The sequence below is a fragment of the Clostridium sp. BNL1100 genome (assembly GCF_000244875.1).
Lineage (GTDB): Bacteria > Bacillota > Clostridia > Acetivibrionales > DSM-1351 > Ruminiclostridium.
On the sequence record NC_016791.1, the window covers coordinates 4500204 to 4512345 of the forward strand.

Below are 12142 nucleotides of genomic sequence, written 5' to 3' on the forward strand. Positions count from 1 at the left end.
AGAAAAATACTGAATATCGAAAAGTATTTATTAATACTTGATACTTTTTTATTGACAAACGATAACAATAGATGTATATTACATTTGGATAGCGGTACAATAAATATATTAAGATAAAAAAGGTGTGAATTATTTATGGGTTATCAGATACTTGGAAAAAGAGGTTTAAGTCAGCTTATGGAAGTGCTCTGCACAGTGTTTCAGGTTTTTGGCGTTATATTGATTGCCAGCTTGCCATGGACACTAAACTATTACCTTCTACTAAAAAATACAACTGTAGAGCCTAGAATATATTATTCCATGATGGTACTTTTAGTAATATCCGGTATATGTGCTTTTACAATATTAATTCAAGCAAAAAAGGTTTTGCATAATATTAATTCAAAAAGCCCCTTTACATTTGATACGGCCAATCGAATTAAATATATATCCTACCTGTGTTTACCTGTAGCACTTGCGTATATTATAGGCATATTCTTTATCCCGTCGGTATTCGTTATTCTTGTAGGACTGACCTTTTTATTTTTAGCTGCCTGCATATTTATTATCGCAGAGTTGTTCTATCAGGCAGTTAAATATAAGCAAGAAAACGACTTGACAATATAGATAAGGAGAACCACTATGCCGATTATAGTAAATGTTGATGTAATGCTTGCAAAGAGAAAAATGAGTTCAACAGAACTAGCTGAAAAAATAGGTATAACTACTGCTAACCTATCAATATTAAAGACCAACAAGGCTAAAGCCATTAGATTTTCAACCCTTGAGGAGATATGCAAGGCTTTAAACTGCCAGCCCGGTGATATCCTTGAATACGTACCAGCTGAAGAAAAAACCGTAGAAATAGACGAATAAATATATATTTTTTAATTATTGAGAGGAGTCTTACAATGGAAAACAATGATCAAATATCCGGAGCTTCAGCCACTCCATTACCCCCACCTTATTATGCAAGTTATGTTCCAAGAAATAAAAAACCCGAATATTTTGAATTTAAATCACGTGTTACCTCATCCAAAGGATTAACAATCTCATTATTGAGTATTATATTATGTATACTGTTTTTAGAAACAATTTTTTTCCAATCTCCGGGAATTGCTGCCCCAATATATCTCGCCGCCTTTTATTGCAGCATTTATTACTTTTTCAGGGAGAATGATACTCCCCTTAATAGGGCAGCTGTAATTTTAACCATACCGGCAATGCTAATGGCAGTAAGCTTCTTTATTCATTACAATCCAAGTACCAGATGGATTACATGGCTTACGTTAATTGGGATTATATGCATACAGCTTATTCTTCTTGGCAATTTTCAGATAAACAGCTTATTTTCGCCGGACACACTTGTCAAAGTTATTTCGAACCTATTCGCCAAGCCGTTTACTAATCTTCCAATGCCTTTCTACTCTTTTGGAATACTCAAGAACAAGAAATCTGCTACTACAAAAAACGTCTTGTACGCCTTAATAGGCATAATCGTGGCTATACCTGTTGCCGCAATCCTTATGGGATTATTTGTTCAGGCAGATGCAGTATTCGCTGCTTCGGTAAGGTCATTTAAGAACTTTATAGGTTTAGACTTTGACAGAATAACTATAGAATTATTCTTAGGACTTCCGTCAGGTGTATTTCTTGGCGCTGCACTGCTTGGTTTAAAGTATGAAAAACACAAAGAAAAAACCGTAAAAAATTTGGGCAGCTGCATAGAGCCTGTTATTACCGGTACTTTCTTAACCATTATAAATATGTTCTTGATAGCATTTGTAGGATTTCAGTTCATGTATCTCTTCGGGGGATTAGATAATATAAAAACTTCCGGAATAAGCTATGCAGAGTATGCAAGACGTGGCTTCTTTGAACTATGTACTGCATCAGCTATAATATTTGCCATTGCACTTTTTGTTATAATTATGACTAAGAAAAAAAATGAAAAGCTTTCAATATGGATAAGCCTTGGAACAGTGGTTCTATGTGCGGGTGATGGCATATTACTTATATCTGCAGTTAAGAGAATGTTTATGTATATAAGTGCTTACGGCCTTAGTATCAAACGTGTCTTGACACTCTGGCTTATGGCGGTAATTGGATTGTGTTTGCTATGGATGATAATAAAGTGCTTTAAAATCAGGTTGGATGTTACGAAATGGATAGGAATAACTGTAATCGTAGGTGTTTGTATATTAAGCCTGGCTAACATTGAAAAAATTATTGCAGAATACAATGTAGACAGCTACCTTAAAAATCCTGATGAACCCTCAGTAATATTTTATTTGAATCAATTATCCTATACCGCTGCTCCTCAACTGGAAAAACTGTGGGATTTACCGACACACCAAAAAACTGAAATAAACTTTAATGAAATAGTAGAAAATAAAAAACTCCAGCTTTCTGTACGAAACAAACTATACGGCTTTACACTGGACAGCATTGAGGCATCAAAGGTACTTAGCCGGTCCAAGTAGCTTAAGGAGATGGTTATAGTGAAACAAAAAAGCAATATCATACTGGGGCTATATGATTTAGTTTTAGCAATAACAGCTATTGTCATAGGGATACAGATGATACAATCCAATAGTGGGATATTCTCTGAATATCCCACTGAGTGGCTTTTTAAATTACCTTTTAATAGTTGGGTTCAGCCCGGTATAATTGCAATTCTTTTGTTTGGAGCAGGTAACATTTTTTCGGCAATTATGTGCCTTAAAAACAGCTTTAATATGTCTTGGCTGTCATCAGCCATAATTGGATTAATGCTATTGATATGCGTAATAGCTCAGGTGATAATTCTGGGAGAATGGTACTTGCCATCTGTAGAATTTTTTGCAGCCGGAATAATCCAAATTTTTATAAGCGGTTATGCTTTAACTACCAGAAAAATATCTTAGTTTTGTATAATTGTTCTACTAACTTCCTTTTTTGTTGACATACCCTGTGGTCAGTGCTATAACAGAAATAAAACATAAATAGCAAAGGAACTGCGGCTTATGTATATTAACACAAATGAATTAATCCTGTATAAGTATTTTTACCGGCCTGATATTTTTGAAGACCTTTCGTGGGTTATAAACAATTACCAAAGCAAAGCTTTTTCCAAGGAAAATATAAAGTCAAGACTATACGAAGGTTTGCATAAATTAGTTGAGTTTTCAGTTGACAAGGGTTTTAGTGGTAATTTGTTTCATTGTTACCTTACCTATGTTCTTATTACCAATGAAAATGCCTTTTCACGGTCTTGTGAAGTATCTGTAAAACCAAGTGGTACAATAAATGAGCTGGCATTAAATGATTTCATTATATTAAAAAAATTGTATGACTTTGATTTGTCCTTAATTGATGAAGTTCTCCAAACCCAGTCTTTAAACATCATTAAAACTTATATTTCCTCCGATACCGATAAAAATATAAATAATAATCTGCCATGTTTTAAAGAACTCGTAAATAGTCTATCAGCATCTGAGAATGAACATACATTCTATGAGATAATAACTAACTTCTACAAAAAGTTCGGTGTTGGAAAGTATGGATTAAACAAAGCTTTCAGTGTTATACACTGTGATAAAACTATTGAACTGAAGCCTATTACAAGCACTGAACCAATACTTCTTAATGACCTTGTTGGCTATCAACTTCAAAAGAACGAGCTTATTAAGAACACAGAAGCTTTTGTACAGGGACACAAGGCCAATAACGTGCTATTGTATGGCGACAGCGGTACAGGTAAATCATCAAGTATTAAAGCTATTTTAAATGAATACTTTAAACATGGTCTCAGAATGATAGAGGTCTATAAACACCAAATGAGGGATTTGCCTCTTATTATAGAACAGATAAAAGACAGAAAATATAAGTTTATCATTTACATGGACGACTTGTCCTTTGAAGACTTTGAAACAGACTATAAATACTTGAAGGCTGTCATAGAAGGAGGCCTTGAGGCAAAACCAGAAAATGTACTAATTTATGCTACTTCTAACAGAAGACATATTATCCGTGAGAAGTGGAGTGACAAGAACGACAGGGATGACGACCTTCATACCAACGATACGGTTCAGGAAAAGCTTTCACTATCAGCAAGATTTGGTTTACCGATTCTGTATATAGCCCCCAACAGAAAAGAATTTCAGCAAATTGTTAAGGTACTTGCCGATAAATATCATATCAATATTCCTGAAGAAGAACTTTATCTGGAAGCAAATCGATGGGAACTTCGCAATGGCGGTCTGTCAGGAAGAACAGCTCAACATTTTATCACATATCTACTCGGAAAAAATAATAAGTAGCATTATAAATAAAAAACCGATAGCACTGCTGTCGGTTTTTTTTATTTGTATATTTGGCTTCTAGCCAAAATAGTAAATATAATATAAAATAATAATTATTGTAATATTATGTCGTCTAGGGGAGGTTTTCATGTCTAAGAGAATAACTGTTTTTCTACTTGCTTTAATCTATACATTAACATCCTTGAGTACCTTTTCAGTACAAGCATCAAAAATTACATATTCTAAAACTCTTGAACAAATATATAAAAGCAAGGATGTTTATACAGACACACAGAAACGACTTACAGAGTTTAATAAAAATTACAGCAATATAACATATCTCTTTTCAGCAGGAAAAAGTGTACAGAAGAGAGATTTGTCAGTAATAAAGATAGGAAGCGGCTCTAAAAAGATTTTTATAAATGCAGCACATCATCCTAGAGAATACATAGGTACAATCCTTACACTAAACCAGATTCAAAATTTACTAGAGGCATACGCTAGTAATGGAACTATCGACGGTCAAAAAGTCAGGAATCTGCTTGATAATCAAGTAACCTTTTATTTTATGCCACTGGTAAATCCGGACGGCGTACAGATATGTGTTAATGGGTCTCCCTCCTATTACTTTAACGCTAATAAGGTTGACCTTAATCATAATTATGATGCACTATGGTTTAAAAAAATTACCTCTACATATTCTACAGGAACTAAAGCATTCTCTGAGCCCGAAACCCAGGCAGTTAGAGATTTATGCCTCAATATAGAATTTGACCTGACTCTTGCATATCATGCAGCAGGAAATATAATCTATTGGTATTTTGGACAAGAAGGAGCAGATAGAACAAGAGACTTGGCTTATGCAAATATGCTAAAGGCTACAACCGGTTACAGTTTGGTAAGCCCCTCCAACTACAAATCGTCAACTTCGGGATTTAAAGATTGGTGTGTACAAAAATTAAAAATTCCATCCTTTACACTTGAGGTAGGAGGTAAAAGAGGTATTACAAAGCCCGTAGTATGGTCATATTACAGCACAATCTGGAATGAAAATAAGCTTATCCCCGTTAGAATCGCCAAACAGCTGATGACGCAGGTAAAATTTAATAGCGATAAGAAGACCTCATTAATATATAAAAGCAATTTATTCCGTCAAGGACAGATAATATCTTTAGATGGGAAGCAATACCTCGCTGAAAAAGATGTAACATTACTTGCAGGAAAGATATCAGACAGCCAGAAAGAGAAACTTAATCAAACAGAAATTTATATAAACAAAATATCCTATATAAACCTTGAAACCTTAGCAGAATGTTTGAACCTTAACTTCAAATTTGAAAAATCCTCAAATACGGTTTATATTTCATAGATAAAAATTTGACCCTCATTCAGAAAATGAGGGTTTTTTATTATAAGTTATGGTATCTATATTGGAATATATGGTAATAATGTTTATAAGTTAATATGAAAGGAGTAATTATATGGGAGACAAAGGTAGTACAAAAAAAGCCCCAAAGATGTCAAAGAAAGAGGCTAGAGCAGCAAAAATAGCTGGGAGAAGCAATAAGGCCAGCGAAAACTCATAAAAACCTTTCTATTAAAATGAACCCTCTCTTGTGATATAAAATACTTCACAAGCCGGGTTCGTTTTTTATTTATTTTAGCAGACTTGAAATTTCTCCTGTATAATAAATACAAAGTTTATGCAAAGGCCTTGTCATGGCTACATAAAGCAGCTTAATATCAAGATCGCTTGTTGTATAATTATCGCTGCCGGCATTTGAAATAAGTACCACATCAAATTCCAGACCCTTTGATAGATAAGATGGAACCACTACAATACCGCTTTTGTATTCCTTCTCATTTCCTGTAATAATACTTATATTTTTATCAGCCTTCTTTATCATAGGCAGTATTTGATTACATTCTTCCATGGTTTTACAGATAACTGCTATTGTTTTATGTCCTTGTCTTTTTGCCTGCTCAATTTTTTCGACTATGTCTGCAGCAACATCCTCAATGTCAAACTTCTGAATGTATTCAACAGGATCTCCATGTCGGATAACAGGTTTTGCACGTACGAGACCCTTATTATCCAGTTTCTCCATAACATTATTAGCAGCCTCCATAATTTCAACGGTAGTTCTGTAGCTTTGTTCCAAGGTTAAAAATTCGCACTTTTTACCCTCAAAAACATTATTAACAATCTCGTCCCAACTACGTACTCCCCTGTAAAAATGAATTCCCTGACATAAATCCCCGAGAATCGTAAAAGAACTGTCCTTGACAATTCTTTTCATAACATAAAACTGAAACGCACTGAAATCTTGAGCTTCATCAATTACAATATGCCTGACTGGTATCTTCTCATCCATACCATAAATCTTATATTTCAGATATATTATCGGTGCCAGATCTTCCTGTTCAAGCCTTTCACTATTTAATATATCAAGAGTATACTCTCTAATAAACTTACATGTCTTTTCGTCAGTGTATTTGCCCACAATCCTATCAAAAACTTCAGCATTATTCATCAGATCAACATAGTATTGATATGGGCTTAATTTTGGTAGACTGGCTACATAGTCCTTAACTAAAGATTTTGCTGCTTTATCAATCTTCTTTAAAACACGGTCTCTTTTTTCAAAAGCTTCTAGTATACACTTTTGCCTTTCAGACTCATCAGGAATTCCTACCCTTGCCCTTGCTACCTTTTTGTCACATTCAGCATGTATCTGTTGAATAAACTGTTCCTTACTTGTTTTCAACCTTGTTTTAATACTTTTCTTAATCTCATTCATCCTCTGTGCAATAGGCCACATACCATACTGGGTTAAAAACAAATTATTTATTTCATCATATGAAAAAATAACTTTAGTACCCAGGGTAATATCCTTTTTAGGAATAAAAGATAGCTCAATTTCCTTTATGTATTCATCAATAATATCTTTGAAGTCCATAGACGTTTTTAGAATGGACGAACATCTTACAAGATCATTATACTCAATCTGTTCCTTAGTCACATTATGATTAACAAACATATTCAACTTTTCATTTGCATCTGTAAGCTTAAAGTTTTTCCCTATAAGCTCCATAGAAAAATCCTCAAAAGTTGTTTGCTTAACCCTCTCAACTCCAAGTTCAGGTAGTACCTCTGAAATATAGTTAAGAAAAAGTCTGTTTGGAGCAATAATCATAAAATTTTCAGGATCAAAACTTTTTTCAAATGTATATATAAGATACGCTATTCTATGAAGAGCAATAGTTGTTTTACCGCTACCTGCAACCCCTTGAACAATCAGAGGCTTCCACATGGGAGCTCTTACTATTTTGTTCTGTTCCTCCTGAATTGTAGAAACAATTTCTTTAAGTCTATTTTCTGCATTTGCCCCAAGATATGTTTGAAGAAATTCATCATTTGTTGTTATATCTATATCAAAAATTTCATCAAGATTCCCATTATTAATGGAAAACTGCCTTTTCAAAAGAAGATCTCCATCGATTTTGCCATCCGGACATTCATAGCTTGACTGTCCGAGTCTGCCCTCGTAATAAAGATTTGCTATCGGCGCCCTCCAGTCTACAATAACTATTTCCTGGTCCTCATCCCTAGATAATGACATTTTTCCTATATACAGCTTTTCTGTCCTAACCGAATCGTTTTCCTTATAGTCTACCCTGGCAAAATAGGGTTTACCTCTGGCAGTATATAGATTCTTAACCTTTAAAGCCAGAGTATCATGTAGCATAGTATTTACCAGTATACTAGTATAATCAGCACTACTGTCACCGCTCATATGCTTTTGTACACTTTCAAGCTCATTACCTATCTTTTCTCTCTTTTCAAGAGCTTTTTTCAGGCTTTTTTCCACATAGTCCAGAGTATATCTGCACCTTTCAAGCTCTTCCTTATAGGCCGGATGGTTTGCAGCTGACATTGTTATTACCCCTCTTCTTTAAAATTTAAAATAGACTTATATTATATATTTTTAATTAACTATAATCAACTATCCTAACAAATTGCCCAAAAAATCTTTTTTAAAACAAAACAAAACCTCAAGCTATAAGCTTGAGGTTTTCATATAAATCCGGCAGAGACCTACTTTCCCAGGCCGTTTCCAGCCAAGTATTATCGGCACTGAGATGCTTAACTGCCGTGTTCGGTATGGGAACGGGTGTGGCCATCTCGTCATTTCCACCAGAAGATTTATTAGGTACTTTGTACCTTCAGAACTGATTAATGTTATCCTTTTAAGAAGATGTGAAGCTCTCTCATTGTCTAGTTTTAAGACCTTCTACTTTTGAATACCTGTTTTCTTTGGGTCAAACCCTCGACCTATTAGTATCAGTCAGCTTAACACATTACTATGCTTACACTCCTGACCTATCAACCATGTAGTCTACATGGGGTCTTACCTATTGCTAGTGGGATATCTCATCTTGAGGTGGGTTTCACGCTTAGATGCCTTCAGCGTTTATCCCTGCCGAACTTGGCTACCCAGCTGTGCCATTGGTATGACAACTGGTGCACTAGAGGTTCGTCCATCCCGGTCCTCTCGTACTAAGGACAGATCCTCTCAAATATCCTGCGCCCGCGACAGATAGGGACCGAACTGTCTCACGACGTTCTGAACCCAGCTCGCGTACCGCTTTAATTGGCGAACAGCCAAACCCTTGGAACCTGCTACAGCTCCAGGATGCGATGAGCCGACATCGAGGTGCCAAACCTCCCCGTCGATGTGGACTCTTGGGGGAGATAAGCCTGTTATCCCCAGGGTAGCTTTTATCCGTTGAGCGATGGCAATTCCACTTTCATACCACCGGATCACTAAGCCCTACTTTCGTACCTGCTCGAGGTGTCTCTCTCGCAGTCAGGCTACCTTATGCCTTTGCACTCGTTGCGCGATTTCCAACCGCGCTGAGGTAACCTTTGGACGCCTCCGTTACTCTTTGGGAGGCGACCGCCCCAGTCAAACTGCCCACCTGACAGTGTCCCTAGACCAGCTTATGGTCTCAGGTTAGAGTTCCAGTACTTTTAGAGTGGTATCCCAACGTCGACTCCATGATGGCTGGCGCCACCACTTCTCAGTCTCCCACCTATCCTGTACAAAAAATACCGAAACCCAATATCAAGCTACAGTGAAGCTCCATGGGGTCTTTCCGTCTAGTCGCGGGTAACTTGCATCTTCACAAGTACTACAATTTCGCCGGGTACGTTGTTGAGACAGTGCCCAAGTCATTACGCCATTCGTGCGGGTCAGAACTTACCTGACAAGGAATTTCGCTACCTTAGGACCGTTATAGTTACGGCCGCCGTTTACTGGGGCTTAAGTTCATGCCTTCGCTTGCGCTAAGCAATTCCCGTAACCTTCCAGCACCGGGCAGGCGTCAGCCCCTATACTTCATCTTTCGATTTAGCAGAGACCTGTGTTTTTGATAAACAGTTGCTTGGGCCTATTCTCTGCGGCCTCAATCTCTTGAGGCACCCCTTTTCGCTAACTTACGGGGTCAATTTGCCGAGTTCCTTAACAACGCTTCTCCCGCTCGTCTTAGGATTCTCTCCTCACCTACCTGTGTCGGTTTGCGGTACTGGTACCTTTAATCTGGATAGTGGTTTTTCTCGTCAGTGTGGAATCTGTCACTTCGGTACTTGTTTTCCCTCCGCATCACGTCTTCGAAACATCCGGCGGATTTGCCTACCGGACTATCTACCTCGCTTGCACGATCTTTTCCAGCTGATCGCTTGACTTATCCTCCTGCGTCCCCACCTCTCTCATATCGATTAACGGTAGTACAGGAATTTCAACCTGTTGTCCATCACTTACGCCTTTCGGCCTCAGCTTAGGTCCAGACTTACCCTGGGCGGACGAACCTTCCCCAGGAAACCTTAGGTTTTCGACGGTAAAGATTCTCACTTTACTCTCGCTACTTATTCCGGCATTCTCACTACTGCTTCGTCCACAAGTCCTTTCGATCTTGCTTCAACCTACAACAGTAAGCTCCCCTACCACCCTCGTACATCCAATACTACTGCTAATGGCACAAGTTTAGCTGTGGGAATTTGACGAAATGTTTTGAATCATTTTTGATATGTTACATTTCGTGAAATTACCTCATCGCTTCTTAATTTATTTAGCAATACTATTGGATGTACGCTGATCCATAGCTTCGGTACACAGTTTAGCCCCGGTAATTTTCGGCGCAGGCTCACTCGACTAGTGAGCTATTACGCACTCTTTGAATGAGTGGCTGCTTCTAAGCCAACATCCTAGTTGTCTTAGCAAGCCCACATCCTTTTCCACTTAACTGTGATTTTGGGACCTTAGCTGATGGTCTGGGCTGTTTCCCTTTTGACCATGGGACTTATCTCTCATAGTCTGACTCCCAAGTAACATCATTACGGCATTCGGAGTTTGATAGGGTTCGGTAACCCGGTAAGGCCCCTAGCCCATTCAGTGCTCTACCTCCGTTTGATTTTCCCTTGAGGCTAGCCCTAAAGCTATTTCGGGGAGAACCAGCTATCTCCGAGTTCGATTGGAATTTCTCCGCCACCCACAGCTCATCCCAGACCTTTTCAACGGTCATGTGGTTCGGTCCTCCACGAGATTTTACTCCCGCTTCAACCTGTCCATGGGTAGGTCACCCGGTTTCGGGTCTATAGCATGCAACTTGACGCGCTTTTAACACTCGGTTTCCCTTCGGCTCCGTACCTTTAGTACTTAACCTTGCTGCATACAATAACTCGCCGGACCGTTCTACAAAAAGTACGCTGTCGAGCTTTAACGCTCTTCAACTGCTTGTAAACATAGGGTTTCAGGTTCTCTTTCACTCCCCTCCCGGGGTTCTTTTCACCTTTCCCTCACGGTACTGCTTCACTATCGGTCACCAGTTAGTATTTAGCCTTGGATGGTGGTCCACCCTGCTTCCCACGAGGTTTCACGTGCCTCGTGGTACTCTGGATACTAGCCTGCCTCTTAACATTTCGCTTACGGGACTTTTACCCTCTATGGTCTCAGCTTTCCAGCTGCTCATTCTGCTATGTCTTGAGGATCATTATGCTAGTCCACAACCCCGAAAGATATTGCTATCTTTTGGTTTGGGCTCTTCCGCTTTCGCTCGCCACTACTTACGGAATCTCTTTTTGATTTCTACTCCTGTTGGTACTTAGATGTTTCAGTTCCCAACGTCTGCCTTCGTAACACTATGTATTCATGTTACGATGACCGAGTGTTTAACTCGGCCGGGTTTCCCCATTCGGATATCTACGGGTCGATGGCTATTTGCGCCTCTCCGTAGCTTTTCGCAGCTTGTCACGTCCTTCATCGCCTTCTGGTGCCAAGGCATTCACCCTATGCTCTTAGTAGCTTGACCTCTTCGAATTATCTTCGATTCTTTCAGATTCTCTTAAAGTGATTGTCTTAACCTATCAATGAGTTAGTTTCCTAAGAGTCGCATGTTTCCAACGTAAACTGCTTTACGTGTTTCAAGGATTTCTCCTTTTCACATGTTACCCTTATTACTTTTCAGAAAATACATAATTAATTATATATCTCTTGTCTTCTCATCTTCTTAAAACGTATTTCAAACTAATAGTTTGAAACGCATTCTTTGAATAACATTATTCAGTTCTCAAGGTACAAACTTCGCAGTTGTTTATGTTTCCACACTGACTGCGGAGTTCCTATTATACCAGTTTTCATTGTTATGTCAACTGGTATTTTTTAGGCTTTTCTAAAAAGCCTTGGTGGAGATAATGAGAATCGAACTCATGACCCCCTGCTTGCAAGGCAGGTGCTCTCCCAGCTGAGCTATACCCCCATAAAATCAAAGTCCATTTTCATGGGCTTTGAAAACTAAACAGTGATTGTAAAGAAACTCTA

At 38.1% G+C, this 12142-nt stretch carries 7 protein-coding genes, 1 tRNA gene and 2 rRNA genes; 6 read left to right on the forward strand and 4 right to left on the reverse strand.

Going from position 1 to position 12142, the window contains the following annotated elements:
* Positions 1-135: 135 nt before the first annotated feature.
* The 6 genes from CLO1100_RS19420 to CLO1100_RS19445 all read left to right on the forward strand — a co-directional run bounded on the left by CLO1100_RS19420 (position 136) and on the right by CLO1100_RS19445 (position 5631).
* A complete protein-coding gene (locus tag CLO1100_RS19420) occupies positions 136-606 on the forward strand; it encodes a DUF2975 domain-containing protein (RefSeq protein ID WP_014315474.1) in 471 nt (156 codons plus the stop codon).
* 15 nt (positions 607-621) lie between these two features.
* Positions 622-855 carry a helix-turn-helix transcriptional regulator gene (locus CLO1100_RS19425; RefSeq protein ID WP_014315475.1) on the forward strand — a complete coding sequence of 78 codons (234 nt, stop codon included), beginning with the start codon at positions 622-624 and terminating at the stop codon, positions 853-855.
* A gap of 35 nt (positions 856-890) precedes the next feature.
* Positions 891-2462, forward strand: a complete 1572-nt coding sequence (locus CLO1100_RS19430) for a DUF4173 domain-containing protein (RefSeq protein WP_014315476.1) — start codon at positions 891-893, stop codon at positions 2460-2462.
* A gap of 9 nt (positions 2463-2471) precedes the next feature.
* A complete protein-coding gene (locus CLO1100_RS19435; protein WP_242836638.1) occupies positions 2472-2885 on the forward strand; it encodes a hypothetical protein in 414 nt (137 codons plus the stop codon).
* 99 nt (positions 2886-2984) lie between these two features.
* On the forward strand, positions 2985-4280 hold the full coding sequence (locus tag CLO1100_RS19440; protein ID WP_014315478.1) for an ATP-binding protein: 1296 nt from the start codon (positions 2985-2987) through the stop codon (positions 4278-4280).
* A gap of 130 nt (positions 4281-4410) precedes the next feature.
* Positions 4411-5631 (forward strand): M14 family zinc carboxypeptidase, encoded by a 1221-nt coding sequence (locus tag CLO1100_RS19445; RefSeq protein ID WP_014315479.1) that lies wholly within the window; start codon positions 4411-4413, stop codon positions 5629-5631.
* Positions 5632-5917: 286 nt separating this feature from the next.
* Here the strand turns inward: CLO1100_RS19445 and helD are convergent, their stop codons facing one another.
* The 4 genes from helD to CLO1100_RS19465 all read right to left on the reverse strand — a co-directional run bounded on the left by helD (position 5918) and on the right by CLO1100_RS19465 (position 12080).
* Positions 5918-8200, reverse strand: a complete 2283-nt coding sequence (gene helD, locus CLO1100_RS19450; RefSeq protein ID WP_014315481.1) for an RNA polymerase recycling motor HelD — start codon at positions 8198-8200, stop codon at positions 5918-5920.
* Positions 8201-8348: 148 nt separating this feature from the next.
* Positions 8349-8465: ribosomal RNA gene (gene rrf / locus CLO1100_RS19455) — 5S ribosomal RNA — on the reverse strand.
* Between the two features lie 116 nt (positions 8466-8581).
* Positions 8582-11633, reverse strand: a 23S ribosomal RNA gene (locus CLO1100_RS19460).
* Positions 11634-12004: 371 nt separating this feature from the next.
* Positions 12005-12080: transfer RNA gene (locus tag CLO1100_RS19465), tRNA-Ala, on the reverse strand.
* Positions 12081-12142: the final 62 nt, after the last annotated feature.